General features: G+C 69.8%; 21 protein-coding genes and 1 pseudogene. 5 read left to right on the top strand and 17 right to left on the bottom strand.

The features are described from left to right. Positions 1 to 15 precede the first annotated feature (15 nt). The 16 genes and pseudogenes from ABD369_RS34575 to ABD369_RS34500 form a co-directional block, all read right to left on the bottom strand. A complete protein-coding gene (locus ABD369_RS34575) occupies positions 16 to 1,005 on the bottom strand; it encodes a quinone oxidoreductase family protein (protein WP_344640588.1) in 990 nt (329 codons plus the stop codon). 28 nt (positions 1,006 to 1,033) lie between these two features. Further along, positions 1,034 to 2,068, bottom strand: coding sequence for a methyltransferase (locus ABD369_RS34570; RefSeq protein WP_344640587.1), 1,035 nt, complete (start codon positions 2,066 to 2,068; stop codon positions 1,034 to 1,036). Positions 2,069 to 2,104: 36 nt separating this feature from the next. After that, complete coding sequence (locus ABD369_RS34565) at positions 2,105 to 2,560, bottom strand: anthrone oxygenase family protein (protein ID WP_344640586.1); 456 nt, start codon at positions 2,558 to 2,560, stop codon at positions 2,105 to 2,107. Beyond that, positions 2,557 to 3,609: an NAD-dependent epimerase/dehydratase family protein gene (locus ABD369_RS34560; RefSeq protein WP_344640585.1), complete on the bottom strand. Its 1,053-nt coding sequence runs from the start codon at positions 3,607 to 3,609 to the stop codon at positions 2,557 to 2,559. Before ABD369_RS34560 ends, ABD369_RS34565 begins: the two co-directional genes overlap by 4 nt. Then, on the bottom strand, positions 3,606 to 4,367 hold the full coding sequence (locus ABD369_RS34555) for a class I SAM-dependent methyltransferase (protein WP_344640584.1): 762 nt from the start codon (positions 4,365 to 4,367) through the stop codon (positions 3,606 to 3,608). Before ABD369_RS34555 ends, ABD369_RS34560 begins: the two co-directional genes overlap by 4 nt. Positions 4,368 to 4,659: 292 nt before the next feature. Then, positions 4,660 to 5,610, bottom strand: coding sequence for an amidohydrolase family protein (locus ABD369_RS34550; RefSeq protein ID WP_344640583.1), 951 nt, complete (start codon positions 5,608 to 5,610; stop codon positions 4,660 to 4,662). A 33-nt stretch (positions 5,611 to 5,643) separates the two neighbouring features. Then, on the bottom strand, positions 5,644 to 5,952 hold the full coding sequence (locus ABD369_RS34545) for an antibiotic biosynthesis monooxygenase family protein (protein ID WP_344640582.1): 309 nt from the start codon (positions 5,950 to 5,952) through the stop codon (positions 5,644 to 5,646). Beyond that, positions 5,949 to 6,272 (bottom strand): antibiotic biosynthesis monooxygenase family protein, encoded by a 324-nt coding sequence (locus ABD369_RS34540; protein WP_344640581.1) that lies wholly within the window; start codon positions 6,270 to 6,272, stop codon positions 5,949 to 5,951. Before ABD369_RS34540 ends, ABD369_RS34545 begins: the two co-directional genes overlap by 4 nt. A 1-nt stretch (position 6,273) precedes the next feature. After that, positions 6,274 to 7,005: an SDR family NAD(P)-dependent oxidoreductase gene (locus tag ABD369_RS34535; protein WP_344640580.1), complete on the bottom strand. Its 732-nt coding sequence runs from the start codon at positions 7,003 to 7,005 to the stop codon at positions 6,274 to 6,276. Positions 7,006 to 7,039: 34 nt separating this feature from the next. Then, a complete protein-coding gene (locus ABD369_RS34530) occupies positions 7,040 to 7,501 on the bottom strand; it encodes an anthrone oxygenase family protein (protein ID WP_344640579.1) in 462 nt (153 codons plus the stop codon). After that, on the bottom strand, positions 7,501 to 7,983 hold the full coding sequence (locus tag ABD369_RS34525) for an SRPBCC family protein (protein ID WP_344640621.1): 483 nt from the start codon (positions 7,981 to 7,983) through the stop codon (positions 7,501 to 7,503). Before ABD369_RS34525 ends, ABD369_RS34530 begins: the two co-directional genes overlap by 1 nt. Then, a pseudogene (locus tag ABD369_RS34520) lies at positions 7,981 to 8,193 on the bottom strand (acyl carrier protein); the annotation flags it as partial. The pseudogene ABD369_RS34520 and the gene ABD369_RS34525, both read right to left, overlap by 3 nt. 24 nt (positions 8,194 to 8,217) lie before the next feature. Further along, a complete protein-coding gene (locus tag ABD369_RS34515) occupies positions 8,218 to 9,402 on the bottom strand; it encodes a ketosynthase chain-length factor (RefSeq protein ID WP_344640578.1) in 1,185 nt (394 codons plus the stop codon). Beyond that, positions 9,402 to 10,676, bottom strand: coding sequence for a beta-ketoacyl-[acyl-carrier-protein] synthase family protein (locus tag ABD369_RS34510; protein ID WP_344640577.1), 1,275 nt, complete (start codon positions 10,674 to 10,676; stop codon positions 9,402 to 9,404). Before ABD369_RS34510 ends, ABD369_RS34515 begins: the two co-directional genes overlap by 1 nt. Continuing rightward, positions 10,676 to 11,158 (bottom strand): cupin domain-containing protein, encoded by a 483-nt coding sequence (locus ABD369_RS34505; RefSeq protein ID WP_344640576.1) that lies wholly within the window; start codon positions 11,156 to 11,158, stop codon positions 10,676 to 10,678. Before ABD369_RS34505 ends, ABD369_RS34510 begins: the two co-directional genes overlap by 1 nt. Beyond that, positions 11,155 to 11,487 (bottom strand): TcmI family type II polyketide cyclase, encoded by a 333-nt coding sequence (locus ABD369_RS34500; protein WP_344640575.1) that lies wholly within the window; start codon positions 11,485 to 11,487, stop codon positions 11,155 to 11,157. The genes ABD369_RS34505 and ABD369_RS34500 overlap by 4 nt, the downstream gene beginning before the upstream one ends. A gap of 183 nt (positions 11,488 to 11,670) precedes the next feature. Here ABD369_RS34500 and ABD369_RS34495 point away from each other — a divergent pair, with 183 nt between their 5' ends. The 3 genes from ABD369_RS34495 to ABD369_RS34485 all read left to right on the top strand — a co-directional run bounded on the left by ABD369_RS34495 (position 11,671) and on the right by ABD369_RS34485 (position 14,621). Next, positions 11,671 to 12,813, top strand: coding sequence for a cytochrome P450 (locus ABD369_RS34495; RefSeq protein ID WP_344640574.1), 1,143 nt, complete (start codon positions 11,671 to 11,673; stop codon positions 12,811 to 12,813). A gap of 24 nt (positions 12,814 to 12,837) precedes the next feature. Beyond that, positions 12,838 to 14,025 (top strand): cytochrome P450, encoded by a 1,188-nt coding sequence (locus ABD369_RS34490; RefSeq protein WP_344640573.1) that lies wholly within the window; start codon positions 12,838 to 12,840, stop codon positions 14,023 to 14,025. Between the two features lie 122 nt (positions 14,026 to 14,147). Continuing rightward, positions 14,148 to 14,621: a pyridoxamine 5'-phosphate oxidase family protein gene (locus ABD369_RS34485; protein ID WP_344640572.1), complete on the top strand. Its 474-nt coding sequence runs from the start codon at positions 14,148 to 14,150 to the stop codon at positions 14,619 to 14,621. Here ABD369_RS34485 and ABD369_RS34480 read toward each other — a convergent pair. Next, entirely contained in the window at positions 14,614 to 15,624 is a 1,011-nt protein-coding gene (locus tag ABD369_RS34480; RefSeq protein WP_344640571.1) for an LLM class flavin-dependent oxidoreductase, read from the bottom strand. The genes ABD369_RS34485 and ABD369_RS34480 overlap by 8 nt on opposite strands. Before the next feature lie 250 nt (positions 15,625 to 15,874). Here ABD369_RS34480 and ABD369_RS34475 point away from each other — a divergent pair, with 250 nt between their 5' ends. Both ABD369_RS34475 and ABD369_RS34470 read left to right on the top strand, forming a co-directional pair. Continuing rightward, positions 15,875 to 17,068 (top strand): nucleotide disphospho-sugar-binding domain-containing protein, encoded by a 1,194-nt coding sequence (locus tag ABD369_RS34475; RefSeq protein WP_344640570.1) that lies wholly within the window; start codon positions 15,875 to 15,877, stop codon positions 17,066 to 17,068. Positions 17,069 to 17,102: 34 nt separating this feature from the next. After that, on the top strand, positions 17,103 to 17,793 hold a 691-nt coding region (locus ABD369_RS34470), incomplete at its 3' end, for a glycosyltransferase family protein (RefSeq protein ID WP_486327333.1).

Below are 17,793 nucleotides of genomic sequence, written 5' to 3'. Positions count from 1 at the left end.
GCGGTGCCGCACCCGTCACGAGAACCGGAAGACGATCTTTCCGGTCACGGTGCCGGACAGCATGGCCCGCATGCCTCGCCTGACATCGCGCATGTCGAGCAGATCGGCAACAGTCGGACGCAGACCGGTGGCGACGAGAAAACTCATCAGACTCGTGAGATCCTCGGCCGTCCCCATGCCCGAGCCCAGCAACCGGACCTCCCGGAAGATGAAGTCCCGTACGAGGCTGCCGGCGCCGGTCGGCCCCAGGTCGCCGCTGTCCCGGTATCCCGCGCAGACGATCGCCCCGTTGGGCCGCACGCTGTCGACGGATCCCATCCAGCCCGACCCGCTGATCGAGGCGTCCATAACGGCGTCCACGGGTTGGGGCAGCAGGTGCGACCCGCTGAAGAGGGCATCCGCGCCGAGCCGGAGCGCCAACTCGCGGTCGTCGGGCTCGCCGACGACCCAGACGCGTACCCCCGCCGCGTTCGCGAGCGCGATCGCGGCGGAGGCGATGGTACCCAGGCGGCGCCTGCCGTGGACCACGACAGTCTGCCCAGGTTCGACGGCGGCGGTGACGAACAGCATGCGGTAGGCGGTCAGCCACGCGGTGGAGAGGCAGGCCGCGTCGACGGCGGACAGTTCGGGCGGTTTCGGGAGCGCGTTGCGGCGCGGAACGACCGCGATCTCCGCAAAGGTGCCCTGGTGCTGTTCGGAGAGCACCGTGCGCCCCGGATCCAGATTCTCCGGTCCCGTCCAGCCGGGGGACATGACCGATGAATGCACGACGACCTCGGTGCCGTCGTCGAGCACGCCGCAGCCGTCGCTGCCGAGGATCACGGGATAGCGCTGGCGGGCACCCGCGCGCCCGCTCAGCACCGTGATCTCCCGCATGTTCAACGACGCCGTGAGCATTCTGACGGTCGTCCATCCGACGGCGGGCGACGGCGGGCGGTGTTCGCCGACCACTGCGGCGGCCAGCGGGTCGGCGGCATTCGGTTGGGAGCAGTACACCGCGATCATGGCGCTCCGTTCCTCGGGCGGCAGGTTCTCAGACGGTCGGTTTGCGGCCGACGAGCAGTGTGTCGCTGTGGCCGAGCGGCTGGGCCCGGATGTCGGCGCAGCCTGCCGCAGCGAGCCACTGGCTGCCCTCGCCAACGGTGTACTCGGAGCCCTCCTCAGTCACCAGAAGCATGTTGAGACTGATGAGGATGCGCGCCAGATCGGTGGGCTCATCGCTGAGCATGGCGTCGTAGATCAGCAGCGCTCCACCCGGATTGACAGCCTCGTACGCCTTGCGGACCAGGAACTCCCGTTGTTCGACGGACCAGTTGTGCAGGACGTGGCCGAGGATGAGGACGTCGGCGCGTGGCAGCAGGTCGGTGAAGAAGTCACCGGCGTGGAACCGGACACGTTCGGTGACACCGAGTTCGGCGGCGTGGTCGGCGCACGATGACGCCAGCTCGGGGAGGTCGAACACCGTGGCCCGGAGGTGCGGGTGACGAATGGCCAGCTGTGCGACGAGGTTTCCCCGGCATCCGCCGATGTCGGCGACGTGCTGGTGGGAGTTCCACTCGAAGGCGTCGGCCAGGTGGCCCGCGATGAGCCCGTTGGCCGAGTCCATCATCTGGAGGTACTGATCGCGTTGCCGAGGGTCGTCCAGCATGGCCCGGAACGCCTCCTGGCCGGCGCCGGCAGCCTGTGGCTCACCGGAGGCCAGGGCCTGGGCGAGGTTCTGCCACGCGGGATACAGCATGTGGTCCGCACGGCGCAGGAAGCCACCGACGTAGTCGGCTCCACCGGGTACCAGGGTGGCGGACGCGGTCGCGCTGTTGGCATAGCGACCGTCCCGCAGTTCCAGCAGCTCCAACAGGACCAGTCCGTGCAGGAGTTCACGGGTCCCGCGACGGTTCAGGCCCAGGCGTCCGGCGAGTTCGGCCTCGGTCGACGGACCGTGCTGATGCAGATCCGCGAAGACGCTGAGCTCGTTGGCGGCCAGCAGCAGCTTCGCGTGGCAGAACCCGTTCGCCAGGCGCTTGACCGCTGCAGAGGCGGGGGCCTGCGACGGCACGGCTAACTCGGTCATGGTCACTTCCTTGCAGACTTGGGAACGGATGTGCTGTTACCGGAGAGTCGCCACACCGGCGGTGTTCGCCGCCACAGCACACAGCGCCAGCACGGTGCGTGTCAGATGCCAGTTTGCCCAGCGTGCCCGGGGGTCGTCCCAGTCATCACCGATGGACTGCGGCTCGGTGTTCTTGACTGTTCTGTTGATCGGGACATTGGCGAACTGGGACACCAGGCTCACGCCCAGCTGGGCGAGGGCTGCGGCCACGAACAGGGCGATGCGCGCCCTGCCGGAGACCACGGCTGCCAGGACGATGTCGGCTACGGTGCAGCTGATCACCAACGGTGGCATGACCCGGTCGTAGTGCCTCCCGACGAGCCTGTGCACCTGGATGTACTGCGTTGGGGAAAGGCCCTTGAACGCGGGCACGATCCCCAGCGCCACCGCGACCAGCACGCCGGCCATGGTTCCGTTGGCTCCCAACACGAGCGCGCTCAGGACGGCGATCACGGCGCCCCGCTCATCGGGGCCGTCGCGAACTCCGCCATCCCCGCCTCGAAGCCGATCCGCGGCCGCCACTCCAGCTCGCGCATGATCCGGGCAGGTGAGGCCACGATGTGCCGGACGTCGCCGAGCCGGTACTTCCCGGTGAGCACCGGCATCGGGGAGCCCGCCGCTTCGGCGAGGGCGACGGCGACATCGCCGATCGTGTGCGGGGTCCCGCTGGCGACGTTGAACGCCCGGTGTCCGCTGCCCGTCCAGCGCAGCGCCGCCAGGCTGGCCTCCGCCACATCGTCGACGTGCACGAAGTCGCGCATCGAGCCGCCGTCCTCGTAGACGATGGGCGCCTCCCCGCGCGCGACCGCGCTGCGGTAGACCGCCGCCACGCCCGAGTAGGGGCTCTGATAGGGAATGTCGGGCCCGTACACGTTGTGGTAGCGCAGCGAGACGGCCTGGCCCCCGGTCTCGGTCGCCCAGGCCCCCACCAGGTACTCCTGGGCGAGCTTGGTCACCGCGTAGATGTTCCGCGGCGGATCGAGCGGATCGGACTCGGTCACCGCGCTGGACACCAGCTCGTTCCCGCACTCCGGGCAGCGCGGCTCGTACCGACCTGCGTCCAGGTCCGCGCGGCTGCGCCGCGACGGCCGCACCCGGCCGTGCACGGAGCAGTCGTACTGGCTGTCGCCGTAGATCGCCACCGAACCGGCCAGCACCAGCCGCCGCGTCCCGGCCTCGGTCATCGCGACGAGAAGGTTCGCCGTCCCCAGGTCGTTGCAGCTCACGTGGTGGCGGGCGTCCAGGATCTCCCGCCCCCTGCCGATCACGGCTGCGTGGTGGCTTACCAGCTCGACACCGCGCAGCGCCGCCTCGACGGTCTCCTGGTCGCGGACATCGCCGTGGACGAACTCCACCGCGTCGGGGAACTGCGGCGGGACCTGCTCCCGGTGCGTGTCGCTCAGCAGCGCGTCCAGCACCCGCACCTCGTGGCCGGCCCCGACGTACTTGTCGACCACGCGGCGCCCGATGAACCCGGCGCCGCCGGTCACCAGGATCATCACTGCTGCGGTCCGTCGTTCATCCGGCAGACGAAGCCCATGAAGTAGCGCTCCTTACGGACCTCCACCACCTCGTCGAAGACGTCGCGGAGCACGGCGACGGCGTCCTCGCTCTTGGTGAGCTGTGTGCGGTAGGCCCCGGTCTTGAGCTGTCCGGCGGACGCCCGGATGATCACGGCGGTCCCGAAGAACGAGGCCGTGCGCACCAGATGGGCCGCGGTGCCGTAGCGCTTGCGCTGGAACTCGTGGAAGTTGTCGCCGATCCACAGGTTGCCGACGAACACGCCGCCGGGCTTCATCAACGACCGCAGCCTCACCAGCACCTGGCGGAGGTCGCCCAGGTGGTGGATGGCGTCCAGGCACTGCACCAGGTCCGCCTGTCCCAGGTCGTGGTCGGCCCAGAAGTCGCCTTCCACGAGCTTGAGATTGTCGTGCTTCACCCGCTTCGCCGTACGCGCTAGGCCCTCGGCGGAGATGTCGATCGCGGTGATCTCGCTGGCCGGTGTCAGCTTGGCGGCCATCGCGGTGAACTCGCCGGTTCCGCAAGCGACTTCGATGACCTGCTTCGCGTCCTGCCCGTACTTGCGGAGCAGCTCGGCGATCGTCTCCTTCTGGGTCAAGAACTCCGACCTGAGCTGTACGTGTTGCTCGGCTGCCGCACGGTCCCAGAACCGCGCGGCCCAGTACTCGCGGCCGTCCGGCGGGAACCCCTCCAGCAGTGCGCTGCCGCCGCGAGCGAGTAGTTCTGCCAGCATGTCCATGCCTCCATGAAGGGATCTCAGCACTGCGCTGTCGGGTCCGAGCATCGGGCCCGGGGCTCAAAAGGCGATCCAGTCCCAGTGGTCCGGCCGACTGGAGCGGGGGCGAGCCCGGCCCGCGCGTCCCGCCACACCGACCTGGCACCGTCCATCGGCGGCGTGCGCAACTCCCCGCGGAACCGCGGTCGTTCCGTCCCCTGGTCCACAGGACGCCCGCCCGGGAGAACACGGCCGGACAAGCCGCAGGGCCCGGCGCGTCGTCCACGACGACGGGCCGGGCCCTGCTGAATTCCGGTCACCCGACGGCAGTCGGTTCCGGGTCGACCGCCCCCGGGCGTCCCGGGACGGGGAACAGCGCGAGCGCGTTGTCCCGCTCGATCATCCGGCGGACGGCGTCCGGGACGCCGTCGAGCGCCCGTGCGCAGACCGCTACGGGCTCGGCCGGGGCCGCGCACCAGTCGGTGCCGAACAGGATCCGCTCCGGGCCGGCCACCGCCAGCAGTGAGGGCAGCGCGGACTCGCCCACCAGCGCGGTGTCGTAGTAGAAGCGGCGCAGGGCCGCCCGCACCCGGTCGGGGTCGATACCGTAGAACGCCTCGCCGAGCACCTCGATCCGGCTGGCCGCGTACGGCAGGAAGCCGCCTCCGTGCGCCAGGATGAAGGAGATGTTCGGGTACCGCTCCAGCGCCCCGGACCTGATCAGGCTGATAGCGCCCCGAGTGGTGTCGAGCAGGAAGTCGGCCAGCACCGGAGGCGAGGCCTCGACCGGCCCGCCCGGCAGCGTCATCGGGTGTACCAGGACGACCGCGTGCCGACGGTCGAGCTCGGCCAGCAGCGGCTCGAACAGCTCATCGCCCAGGTAGTTCGAACCGGCGTGCGGCACCAGCACGACCCCGTCGGCCCCGAGCTCCTCGTAGACATAGCGCAGGTGGTCGAGGGCGACGTCCACGAAGGGCATCGGGAGTGCGGCGAGCAGGCCGAACCTGCCGGGATGGTCGGCCGCCAGTTCGGCGACGGCCTCGTTGGCCCGGAGGGTGAAGGCCGCCGCCTGCCGGGCGTCGGTGAACAGGTCCCCGGGGATCGGATTGGACACCACGGCCCGGTCGATGCCGTGGGTGTCCATCACCTCCCAGGTGCTCTCCAAGGACCACGGAAGCACGAACCGGGCACCGCTCTCCCGCATGAGCGCGGAGATCTTCGGCACGATCGCGTGGTGGTGCACATCGATCCGGCGCGGACCGCTCATCCCTTTCACCCCTTCCAGTCCCCACCGCCGGCTTCAGTGCTCCGCCTCGACCTCGTAGACGCCGAACACCGACGTGAGGTCGCGATTCTGGTAGGGCCGCAGGGGCGCAGTCGTATCGCGGTGGTCCGACCCGCTCTCCCACTCCCTGAAGGCGGCGGCGTTCTGCCACTCGCTCATGACCGCCCACTCGTCCGGGGCGTGGAAACCGCGCAACAGCTCGTTGCGGACCAGGCCCGGCGTTCCGTCGAGTTCCCGGCTGATGCGGTGGTAGATGTCCTCGACGCGCGCCTCCTCGCCGGGCGGCACCCGCAGATGGACCAGGACCCTTACGCTGCCCTTCATCCGTTGCCACCCTTCCCGTCCAGGCGGTGCAGGGTCCGCATGGTCGTCATCTCCCCGGCGGTGCGCAGCGGATCGAGCGACCTGCGGTGCTCCAGGTGCTGCGGGCTGCGTTCGTACGCGAGGAACGCCTCCCTGCTCACCCAGTCGCTGACGACGTAGAAGGCGTTGTCCCGCTCGCCCTGTGAGAGCCACTGGCCGACGTTGCCCGGCTCGTCGGCGATGCGCTCCGCACCGGCCAGCCAGGCTTCCTCGAACTGCTGCTCCGCGCCGGGCACCACGTCCATCCGCAGGGTCACCCGGAACAGTGAGGTGGCCGGCATCTCAGATGCCCCCGTCGACGGGGACGACGGCACCGGTCACATAGGACGCCAGGTCGCTGGCGAGGAAGAGCACCACGTTGGCCAGTTCCTCCGGCGTGCCCAACCGCTTGAGCCCGGTCATCTGCTGGTACCGCGACGTCACCTCCTCCGACAGCTCCACCTCGGTCTGGACGACACCCGGCGAGAGCACGTTGACCCGGATGCCGAGCGGGCCGAGTTCCTTGTTCAGCGAGCGGGTCAGGCCGATCAGCCCGGCCTTGGCCGCGGTGTAGTGCGCCCGGTTGTGGATGCCCGCCAGCGCCGACCCGGAGCCGACGTTGATGATCGAGGCGCCAGGACCGAGCAGCGGAACGGCTCGGTGGATGACGTCGTAGGCTGAGGTCAGGTTGGTGTCGAGGATCTCGCGCCAACCGGCCAGGTCGAGATCCTTGATCGGGACGTGGGTGATCCGGCCCGCGTTGTTCACGATGACGTCGAGGCCGCCGAACCTGCTCCGGCACTCGTCGATCAGGTGCCCGACATCCTCGCTCCTGCTGACGTCCGCGGTGACGATGTGATGCTCACCGGGCGTGGCCTTGAGCTCGCGGGCCAGCCTGTCGGCGGCCTCGCCGCCGGTGCGCGAGCAGGTCAGGACGTTGGCCCCGGCCCTGGCGAACGCCAGGGTGATGGCGGCGCCGATGCCCCGCGTCCCGCCGGTGACCAGGACGCGCTTTCCCGAAAGGGGTATCTCCATGTTCTGCCTTCCCCTCCTGGGGAGCGGTACGGGCTCAGCGGAGCCGCACCGTCGCCAGGATGTTGACTGTGAATGCGAGCAGTGCGATTGACGTACGAGTGGCGTTCCAGTTGCGCCAGCGCCGACGGGGGTCCCTGCTGGCCCAGTCGGCGGGCTGGTTGCCGGGGTCCAGGGATTTGACGTACCGGTTGACCGGCACGTTCTTGGTGATGGAGATCGCCATGACGCACAGCAGCAGAACGGCCGCGGCGGCGAACCCGGTCCGCGCCGTACTGTCTTCGGCCACGAACGCGAGCACCAGATCGAGCACCGCGGTGAACCCGTTCGTCAGCGGCATGATCGGGTCGTAGCGCGGCCACAGGAACTGCACCGTCTGCACATAGCGCTCAAAGGACAGGCTCAGCATCATCGGCACGATGCCGATGACGGTGGAGGCCATGATTCCCGCCGCGATGCCGTTCGTCAGGACGGCGACCGGGGCCAGCACCGTACCCATCAGGCCCGACCGGCCCGCTGCTCGACCAGCTTCTTGATCCGCTCCATCTGGACGGCCGTGTTGCGGTTCATCCGGTCCTGCATGGCCGCGTCGTCGAGCGGGGCCTCCGGCTTCAGGTGGAAGTCCTGGACCCACCTCATCTCCACGCCGTCCGGGGTCTCGCGGTACGCCCAGAAGATCTTCATGTACTCGAAGGCCCCGGTCTCCACGCGGTGCGCGTGCACCGTGCCGAGGTCCCGGTCCATGCGCCGCTCGGAGACCCAGCTCCACACGTTGTGGTTCTCGTCGGGCACCGTGGTCAGCCGGAAGCTGACGGTGTCCTCGCTGCGCTCCAGCACCTCCGCCGACGCGTACTCGCTGAACAGCTCCGGCCAGGACGCCACGTCGTTGGTCATCTCCCAGACCAGGTCGTACGGCGCCGCGATGACGATGCTGTTGTCGACGTGGCCGGCGCCGGACGCACCGTTGACGAAGGCGACGATCTCGCGGGGGGTGCGGGTCACCTCGATGACGCCGTCGGGAGCCGTCACCTTGTACTGGGAGTCGAGCACCGTGGCGACCTCCAGCATCGCCAGCGAGTCGAACCCCAGTTCCTCGAACGTCACATCGATGTTGTCGCCGTCCACGACGTCGATGTCCCCTGCGGCCTTCCGCAGTACGGCCCGCAGGTCAGCGAGCGTGAAACCGGTCATTGCTGTCACCACTCTTCCCTCCGCTCATCGCAGTTCGCCGGTGAGAACGACGGCCGAGTTGTGGCCTCCGCGGCCGCGCGCCAGCACCAGCGCCGTCCGCAGCCGCGCGGTCCGCGGCTGCTCCAGCACCAGATCGAGCCGGTACTGCTCCGGCACGTCAAGAACCCCGGTCGTCGGCGGGATCACGGAATCCCGCATCGCCAGCAGGGCGGTGGCGATGTCGAGCGCACCGCCCCCGGCGTAGAGCCGACCGACCATGGTCTTCGGCGCGGTCACCGGAACGCCGTACGGTCCGAAGACCGCCTCGATCGCCGCCGCCTCCTGCCGATCCAGCTCGGGCACGGCGGCCGCGTCGGCGAAGACCACGTCGACGGCTTCCGGGGGGAGCGCTGCGTCGGCAAGTGCCAGCTCGATCCCCCGGCGCAGCCCCGGCTCGCCGCCACTGCCGGGCCTGGGGTCGAAGGTCGAGGCGTGCCCGGCGACCACCCCGTAGGGCCTGCGGTGCGCGGCTGGCCGGTCCTCGACGATGAACATGGCACCGCCCTCGCCGGGGACATGCCCGTCGGCCAGCCGGTCGAACGGCCGGAACGCGCGCTCGGTGTCGGCGCCGGCCGAGATCCGGCCGCCCGCCCGCTGGCAGGCCAGGGCGTACGGGGACAGCGGGGCCTCCGTGCCCCCGGCCATCACCAGCCGGGCGCCCGACCTCACCACCCGGCGCGCCTGGGCCATCGCGTCCAATCCGGCGGCCTGCTCGGTGACCACGACACAGCTGGGGCCCCGCGCGCCGTACCTGATGGAGAGCTGGCCGGTGGTCGCCGCGTAGAACCAGGCGATCGACTGGTAGGCGCTGACGTGTGCGGGGCCCTGGGTCCAGAGCTTCCCGATCTCCCGCTGGCCGAACTCGTTGCCCCCCGAGGAGCTGCCGGTGACCACGCCGATCTCGTACTCGGACACGGTCTCCAGATCGACGCCCGCGTCCTGCAACGCCAGGGCGGTGGCGGCGATGCCGAACTGCGTCCACCGGTCGGTCCGCACGACCAGCTGGGCGGGCATGTACCGCGACGCCTCGAACCCCTCGACCACACCGGCGACGCCGTCCGCGATCGGCTCGATGCCGCTCTTGCCGTTCAGCAGCTCCGCCCAGTACGCCTCGTGGCCGATGCCGTTGGGCGCGACCACGCCGATTCCCGTCACCACACCGGGCCGCATCACACCGCCTCCGCCGCTTCGGGGCGGCCCAGCACCAGTGCGGTCTGGAAGCCGCCGAATCCGCTGCCGACGCTCAGTACCACGTCGGTCGGGTGCTCACGTGCCACGAGCGGCACGTAGTCCAGATCGCACTCGGGATCGGGATCGGTGAGGTTGGCCGTGGGCGGCACCACCCGGTGCTTCAGGACGAGCGCGCAGGCGGCGGCCTCCAGGGCGCCGATCGCGCCCAGGGAGTGCCCGATCATCGACTTGATGGAGCTGACCGGTACGGCGTAGGCGTGCTCGCCCAGGCTGCGCTTGAAGGCCGCCGTCTCGTGCCGGTCGTTCTGCCGGGTGCCCGAGCCGTGGGCGTTGATGTAGTCGACGTCGGTACGGTCCACCCGGGCCAGATCGAGAGCGGCCCTGATGGCCTCGGCCATCTCACGGCCGTCCGGCCGCAGGCCCGTCATGTGGTACGCGTTGCTGCGGTTGGCGAAGCCGAGGACGCTGCCGTAGCTGTGCGCACCCCTGCTCCGTGCGGCCCGCGCCTCCTCCAGGATCAGCACGGCCGCACCCTCGCCCAGCACGAACCCGTTCCGGCCACGGTCGAAGGGGCGGGAGGCGTGTTCCGGGTCGTCGTTGTTGGTGCTGGTGGCCTTGATGGCGTCGAAGCAGGCCGAGGTGATCGGCGAAATCGGCGCCTCCGAGGCCCCGGCGATCACGATGTCGGCCAGGCCGTCCTCGATGAGCTGAGCGGCCTTGCCGACCGCGTCCAGGCCCGAGGTGCAGCCGGTGGACAGGCACTCGACATGGCCCTGGGCGCCGCACTCCCAGGCCACCTCGGCAGCGATCGAGCTCGGTACCAGGTAGTCGTACAGGTCGGGGATCGCCCGCTGCTGATCGACCTGCCAGAGACGGCCGTGGTCGCTCACCTTCAGGTAATTCTCCTCCAGACGCATCGTGCAGCCGACCGCGCTTCCGATCACCACACCGACCCGCTCGGGCCGTACGGCATCCAGATCGAGTCCGCTGTCGGCGACAGCCTCGCGGGCGCAGGCCAGCGCGAACTGCGTCACCCTGTCCAGCCGCGCGACCTGCTCCTCGTCCAGCCCCGCTCGGGCCGGGTCGAAGTCGCACTCGGCCGCGACCCTGGAGCGGAACCCGGTGGCGTCGAACAGCGAGAGTGACCTGGTCGCGGTGCGGCCCGCCGTGAGCAGGTCCCAGTACGCGCGGACACCGACGGCGCCGGGCGCGACCACCCCGAGACCGGTTATCACCGCCTTCCGGTCGGCCATCAGAGCGCTCCGGCCTCACGTGCGGGCTCCCCGGACCGGGGAAGGGTCTCGGTGTCGACGTGGTCGAGAGCCTGGTGCGGAGCGGGGGGCGCCAGGGAGATCACGCACTCGGCGGAACGTCCGGACCGGTTCTCGACCCGGTGCCGGACCCCGGGCGGGATCCGCAGGCCTTCGCATGCGGCGACGGTCATGGGCTCGCCGTCGAACCGGACCACGATCTCGCCTTCCATGACGTACACGAACTCCTCGGCGTGGGGGTGATAGTGCTCGGTCACGAACTCCTCGGGGCCGAGCTTCAGGACGACGTAGCGGCAGTCCTTGGCGCGAGGACGGCCGGCCCCGGCCACGAACTGCTCGGGGCCGAACGCCAGGACGTCGGGGAACCCGCTCGTCGCATCGGGAACCGCGGATGCGAGGGCCGCTCGGAGGTCGCCGCCCCTGCGCAGGTTCGGGGTGATGTCGACCCAGCGGATGGGCTTCACGATGACTCTCCCGCCGACCACTGGTAGAAGACCTGCGCCATCGCGTCGCGGGGCTCGCGCCAACCCGGGTCGTACGGCCGCACGCACTTCGCCAATTCGAAGTTGAGATCTTGGAACAGCGAAGTCGAGCGTGCCCTTTCCAACCCGGGGCCAATTTCTGAGTCGGCTTCGATCAGATGGAAGTACAGATCGTGAAAGCCGAAGAGCATACGACGGCTGACGCCGACGATATTGGGGAGTTCGGTCCTGTCGGAATCGGCGAACAGCTCGGCGACTCGCGGCCTGTGAACCGGTTCCAGCCGGGCGACGATGAGCGTCCGATGCGTCATGTCAGCGATCCTTTCCGGTTTCCTCCGAGGAGGACCACTACAGCCTTGGGGAGATTGGTCAACTCTTGGTCCAGCGAAGTTGGGACCGGTCACCGGTGAGATCGGCACCAGATGGACTAGACCGGATTCCGAGCCTGTTGTCCCAGGGTGGGGTGGTCTATCCATACGTCGAAAGGACGGTCTGTGACCGGCCAGCCCTATGCCTATCCGTTCGTGTGGCCGTCACCCTTCGAGCAGCCGAAGGAGTTCTCGGGCCTCCATGACGAACCGGTCGTCGAAGTAATTCTGCCGAGTGGTGACGAGGCGCTGCTGATCACCCGGTACGAGGACATTCGCGCGGTCCTGACCGACCCGCGGGTCAGCAAGAATCGAAACCGTCCCGACATCGCCAGGATGACGATCAAGAAGGTCAAGGCATTCCAGAGCCAGGTGGACATGGATCCGCCCGCGCACCCGCGCATGCGTGGTCTGATTGCCAGGGCCTTCACACCGGCCCGGGTGGAGAATCTCCGGCCGCGAATCCGGGAACTGACGGGCGGCCTGCTCGACGCGATGGCCGCAGGCCCCCAGCCGGCGGACTTCGCCGAGGCGTTCGCGTTCCCGCTGAGCATCCAGGTCATCTGTGAGCTGCTGGGCGTGCCCGCTGACGAGCGCGAGCAGTTCACGCAGAGGACCGCACCGCCGTGGGACTACATGGCGGAACTGATCGAGCGAAAGCGCGCCAACCCGGGCGACGACCTGATCAGCGCCCTGATCCAGGTCCACGACGAGAAGGACGGGCGCCTGAGCTCACAGGAGCTGCACTGGTGGTCCACCATGCTGCTGCTGGCGGGCTACGAGACCAGCGCGAACCAGCTCTGCAGCGCGGTGGTCATGCTGACGAGCCACCCCGACCAGATGGCGAAGCTGCGGGAGGACCCGGCGCTGCTGCCCGGAGCGGTCGAGGAACTGTTGCGTTGCCAGGTGGTGGGCACGTCGCTGTCCATGCTGCGGTACGTCACCGACGACATCGAGGTCGGCGGTGTGACGATCCCGCGCGGCTCCAGCGTGATCACCGCCCTGGAGGTCGCGAACCACGACCCGGCGGCCTTCCGCTGCCCGGAACGCTTCGACATCACCCGCTCCGACGACCCGCCGCAGCTCACCTTCAGCGCCGGACGGCACTTCTGCGTCGGCGCCTCGCTGGCCAGGGCCGAACTGCAGATCGCGCTCGGCTCGGTGCTGGACCGGTTCCCGAACCTGCGGCTCGGCGTGCCCGTCGACCAACTGGTCCGTACCGAGGACGCCTTCACCCAGGGCTTCACCGAGGTCCCCGTCACATGGTGAGCCCAGATCCAGAAAGGCCGTGTCATGGCTGAACCGTTCCCTTACCCGTTCCCGCGGCCGACGGCCCTGGGAATCCCGGAACAGATCGCCGGGGTCCACGACGATCCACTGCTGCCCGTGGTGCTGCCGAGCGGTGACGAGGCCGTGCTGCTGACCCGGTACCGGGACGTGCGCCAGGTGCTCACCGACGACCGCCTCAGCCGCAACCTCAGCCGCCCGGACGCGGCCCGCATCAGCCGCAACAACAGCATGTTCCAGGACCCGCGCATCAACCCCGACCCGCCGGAGCACACGCGGGTGCGCAGCCTGGTCGCCAAGGCGTTCACCGCGACGCGGGTGAAGAAACTGGAGCCGCAGATCCATGCGATCGCCGATGAGCTGATCGACGACATGGAGCGGACCGGTGGGCCCGTCGACCTGAACGAGGCGCTGGCGTTCCCGTTGCCCGTCCGGGTCATCTGCAGGCTGCTGGGCGTCCCCGATGAGGACGTGGCACTGTTCCGCCACTGGACCGCGACGTTCCTGTCGGTCAGTCAGTTCCCGGCCGAAGAGATCAAGAAGTCGATGGCTGACATGAGTCGGTACATCGCCGCACACATCGAGGCCCGTCGGCAGGACCCCGGGGGCGACCTGGTGAGCGCCATGATCCGGGCACACGACGAGGAAGGCCGGCTGAGCGAGTACGAACTCCAGTGGTGGTGCCGGCTGTTGCTGCTCGTGGGCTATGAGACGACTGCCACCCAGCTCGGCGGCGGCGTGGCCATGCTGCTCAGTCATCCGGACCAGCTCAGCCTGCTGCGCGAGGACCCCTCGCTCCTGCCGAGCGCCATCGAGGAACTGCTGCGCTGGAAGATCGTCGGTTCCTCGGTGTCGATGCTGCGGTACGCGACCGACGACATCGAGCTGGAGAACTGCACGATCAAGAAGGGCATGAGCGTCATCCCGGCAGCGGACTGCGCCAACCAGGACCCCGGCCAGTTCCCGGACCCACTGTCCTTCGACATCACCAGGTCCGAGAACGCGCATCTCACCTTCAGCCTGGGCCCCCACTTCTGCATCGGCGCCGCCCTCGCCAGGGCCGAACTGCGAATCGCCACCGAGGCGTTGCTGAACCGCTTCCCGACGCTTCGGCTCGCGGTACCCGCAACCGACCTGAAGCGGATCGAAGGCGCGCTGCTGGAGGGGTTCACCGCGATACCGGTGACCTGGTAGCCGTCGCGGGTCCCGGCCGCGCCCGGGGCCCGAGTCCGCCCCCGGGCGTCGCCGATGCCCACCCCTTTCCCAGCCGACGGCGAGCCCAGGGCCGCCGTCGGCCGTCCTACCCCGGAGGCCACATGTCCGCGTCCAAAGCCCGACCCGTCCGCCCCGGCGGCGCCAATCCGAGGTCACGCGCCCAGCGCCGCGCCGACACCGAGCGGCTGCTGGCCGACGAGCGGCACCTCTGGCTGGCCAGCGGCGGCCCGCGACCGCACCTGGTCCCCCTCGCCTACGTCTGGGACGGTGGCGTGATCACCATGGTCACCCGCCGGGCCACCCGCACCGCCCGCAATCTGCTGGCCGACGGCGTCGTGCGGGCGGCGTTCGGCTCGGCAACCGACGTCGTCCTGGTCGACGGCACGGTCGAACTGACCGAACCGGCCGAGGACCCCGCCGACGTCCGGGCCCGCTACGCCCGGCTGCCGCTGGACCCGGCCCGGGTTCCCGGTGCCGTGGGCGTCCGCCTGACTCCCCGGCGGATCCTCGCCTGGCGGAGTCTGGCGGAGCTGGAGCACCGTGTGATCATGGACGACGGGGTCTGGCTCACCTGACCTCCGCCAGCCGCAGGCCCTCCGCCGCGCCGCGTACCACCGCGAGCTGTCCGTCGAGCGTGCGGTCGAGAACGGTCAGGCCGAGCGTGGTGACACCCGCCTCGGCGTACTCGGCGATCCGGGACGCGATCCGGTCCACGGGCCCGATCAGCCCGGTCCGGTCCATGAACTCGAACGGCACCGCCCGCGCCGCCCCCGCCCGGTCGCCGGCCGCGCACCTGGCGTGGATCTCCTCGGCCGCGTCTTTGAAACCCATCGCGACCGCGAGGGCGAAGTAGATGCCGCGTTCCTTGCTGCCCAGTCCGACGAAGTTGGCGTAGTAGCCGCGCAGTCGATCGGCCGCCTCCCGCGGATCGTCGGCGATGGCGATCGGGACCGAGGGCACCACCTCGAAGCCGTCGAGGTCGCCTCGCACCTTCCGGACGTGTTCGAGCGCCTCGGCGATGCGCTCCGGCGGGCTGAAGACCCCGATCCAGCCATCGGCGATCTCACCTGCCAGTTCCAGGCTGCGCGCGCCGACCCCGGCCAGGTACACGGGGATGTCGGCGCGGACGGGTGCGGCCACGAGGTGCGCGGCCTCGTCGGACCCGGCAGGGGGCAGCTGCTGGTGGCGCCCCGAGTAACGGACCGGTTCACCGCGCAGCGCCATCCGCACGACCTCGACGTACTCCCGCAGGCGGGTCAGCGGCGCGGTGAAGGGCACGCCGTACCAGCCCAGGGACACATCGGGGTTGGAGACGCCGAGCCCGAGCCTGAACCGCCCGCCGGACAGGCTGTCGAGGGTTGCTGCGGTGAGGGCGCTCATCACCGGCGTGCGGGCGGGAACCTGCATCACGCCGGAAGCCAACCCGATCCGCCGCGTTCGAGCCGCGACGGCGCCGAGCACGCTGGGGGCGTCCGAACGGAACCCCTCCGGTACGAGGGCCATGCCGTACCCCAGCCACTCGGCCTCCTCCGCAACCTCACAGGCGGTCTCGTGCGAAAGGAAGACCCCAAGCTCCATGACTGACTCCTTCGTTGGATTTCCGCATCATCACCGCCGGTTCTGAAGCCCTGGCAGAGCGCCACTCCACGCCGTGCGGATTCCCCGCCGCTGCGCCCCCGCCCGCCCCCTCGGCCCGCGCTGGGGCCTCGCTGAACTTCGGCGGACACGCCGACCAGCACCATCCGAGACGCGATTCACCGGAGCATGAACGATCTCCGAGAGTCAACCCGCAGGATCTCAACCCGGAGAGACCAGGTAAGGATTCAGGATGCGCGTATTGTTCACCAGTTGGGCCTGGCCCTCGCACTACATGCCGCTGGCCCCACTGGCCTGGGCGTTGCAGGCGGCGGGTCATGAGGTCCGTGTCGCGAGTCAGCCCAGGCTCACGCCCGTGATCACCGACTCCGGCGTCGCAGCCGTGCCGGTCGGTCCCGATCTGGACCACGACGAGGTCCGCGGCCGTCAGATGGCGGGCCTGTCGTTCTCCTCCGTCCCACGGGTTCCCGCGGCGGGTGCATCGATGGACACCTGGCAGCCGGAACGCATCCGACGGGTCCGTCGGGTGTTCGGCACCTTCGCCGCCTACTCCGACGCCATGCTGGACGATCTCGCCAGCTACGCCCGGTTCTGGCGTCCGGACCTGGTCGTCTACGACCCCACCACCTATGCCGGGCCGCTGGTGGCGGCGATGCTCGGGGTGCCCGCGGTGCGGCACGTGCACGGCATCGACGTCACGTACCAGGCCCGGCAGATTGTTCCCGGGCTGATCCGGAGTATGGCCGAGCGTCTCGGGCTCGACGAGGTGGACGCCCTCGGTGCCGCGACCGTCGACCCGTGCCCGCCGACCCTCCAGATCCCCGCGGACGTGAGCCGCATCCCCGTGCGCTACGTCCCCTACAACGGCCCCGCGGTTCTGCCGGGTTGGCTCAGGGAGAAGCCGGCCCTGCCACGTGTCTGCGTCACCTGGGGAACGTCGACCAGCCGCCTCACGGGGCCCGACACCTTCGTCCCGGCCCGGCTCGTCCAGGCGCTGTCGGCCATGGAGGTCGAGGTCGTCATGGCCCTGGCCGAACAGGATGTGCACAGGCTCGGGGAGGTTCCGGCCAACGTCCAGGTGGTCGACTCGCTCGCGCTGCACCTGGTCCTGCCGAGCTGTGACGCGATCATCCACCAGGGTGGCAACGGCACCCTGCTGACCGCCGCGCTGCACGGTGTCCCCCAGCTGGTCTTCCCCCAAATACCGGACCAGATGTTCCAGGCCGAGCGCATCGTGCTGGCCGGGGTCGCGGACTCGTTGCAACCAGATCAGTTCAGCGAGTCCGAGGCCGCGAAACGGCTCGAAGCGATCCTGACCGCGGCGTCATACCGATCCCGTGCGCGCGCGCTCCGTGAGGAGATGCTCGGGCAGCCGGCACCGGCCGAGGCCGTCGCCCGGCTCGAACAGCTGGCCGCCGAACAGTAATAGATCCCAAGCTGGGGCCTGAGGAGGAAGACCGATGCGTGCGTTGTTCATCACGTGGGCCTGGGGCTCGCACTACTACCCGATGGTGCCGTTCGGTTGGGCGCTGCGGGCCGCTGGCCACGAGGTGATGGTGGCCAGCCATCCGTCCTTCACGCCCACCATCACCCAGGCGGGGCTGCCGGCCCTGCCCGTCGGCAGCGACATCGACCTCAAGGCCCGTGCCGCCGCCGCGTTCGACAACTGGCGCCCGAACCGCGAGGACGAGAGCCCTCGGTCCGTCGCCGAGATCGAACGACGAGCCATCCGGTGGACGGGGCTGGCGTCCGAAAGCGCGGTGGCGATGGCCGAGGACACCTACCGTTTCGCCGAACAGTGGCGACCGGACTTCGTGGTCTACGAACCCCTGGCCTACCTCGGCCCCGGCCTCGCCGGGGACCTGGGGGTGCCCGCGCTGCGGCTGCTGTGGGGACCTGACTTCATCGCCTCGATCGTGGAGCGCCAGAAGGACGTCTTCGCCTCGCTGGCCGGGCGGGTCGGGCTCGACATGGCGCGGTCGTTCGGTGATGTGACGTTGGATCCGTGCCCGCCGTCGCTGCAGGTCCCCGCCGACGACGTGGTCCGCCAGCCCATGCGCTACATCCCGTACAACGGACCCGCCCAACTGCCCGCCGCACTGCGCACACCGCCCGAGCGACCCCGCATCGTGGTCACCTGGGGCGGCTCCC

It is taken from the genome of Kitasatospora cystarginea (assembly GCF_039533515.1).
GTDB classification, from domain to species: Bacteria; Actinomycetota; Actinomycetes; order Streptomycetales; family Streptomycetaceae; genus Kitasatospora; species Kitasatospora cystarginea.
This window is presented reverse-complemented; position numbering and strand designations above follow the sequence as displayed.

Coding starts and splice junctions, on each gene's coding strand:
- ABD369_RS34570 (WP_344640587.1), bottom strand. CDS start 2,068: ATGACCGAGTTAGCCGTGCCGTCGCAGGCCCCCGCCTCTGCAGCGGTC.
- ABD369_RS34490 (WP_344640573.1), top strand. CDS start 12,838: ATGGCTGAACCGTTCCCTTACCCGTTCCCGCGGCCGACGGCCCTGGGA.
- ABD369_RS34555 (WP_344640584.1), bottom strand. CDS start 4,367: ATGGACATGCTGGCAGAACTACTCGCTCGCGGCGGCAGCGCACTGCTG.
- ABD369_RS34485 (WP_344640572.1), top strand. CDS start 14,148: ATGTCCGCGTCCAAAGCCCGACCCGTCCGCCCCGGCGGCGCCAATCCG.
- ABD369_RS34550 (WP_344640583.1), bottom strand. CDS start 5,610: ATGAGCGGTCCGCGCCGGATCGATGTGCACCACCACGCGATCGTGCCG.
- ABD369_RS34540 (WP_344640581.1), bottom strand. CDS start 6,272: ATGCCGGCCACCTCACTGTTCCGGGTGACCCTGCGGATGGACGTGGTG.
- ABD369_RS34480 (WP_344640571.1), bottom strand. CDS start 15,624: ATGGAGCTTGGGGTCTTCCTTTCGCACGAGACCGCCTGTGAGGTTGCG.
- ABD369_RS34530 (WP_344640579.1), bottom strand. CDS start 7,501: ATGGGTACGGTGCTGGCCCCGGTCGCCGTCCTGACGAACGGCATCGCG.
- ABD369_RS34475 (WP_344640570.1), top strand. CDS start 15,875: ATGCGCGTATTGTTCACCAGTTGGGCCTGGCCCTCGCACTACATGCCG.
- ABD369_RS34545 (WP_344640582.1), bottom strand. CDS start 5,952: ATGAAGGGCAGCGTAAGGGTCCTGGTCCATCTGCGGGTGCCGCCCGGC.
- ABD369_RS34515 (WP_344640578.1), bottom strand. CDS start 9,402: ATGCGGCCCGGTGTGGTGACGGGAATCGGCGTGGTCGCGCCCAACGGC.
- ABD369_RS34535 (WP_344640580.1), bottom strand. CDS start 7,005: ATGGAGATACCCCTTTCGGGAAAGCGCGTCCTGGTCACCGGCGGGACG.
- ABD369_RS34575 (WP_344640588.1), bottom strand. CDS start 1,005: ATGATCGCGGTGTACTGCTCCCAACCGAATGCCGCCGACCCGCTGGCC.
- ABD369_RS34500 (WP_344640575.1), bottom strand. CDS start 11,487: ATGACGCATCGGACGCTCATCGTCGCCCGGCTGGAACCGGTTCACAGG.
- ABD369_RS34510 (WP_344640577.1), bottom strand. CDS start 10,676: ATGGCCGACCGGAAGGCGGTGATAACCGGTCTCGGGGTGGTCGCGCCC.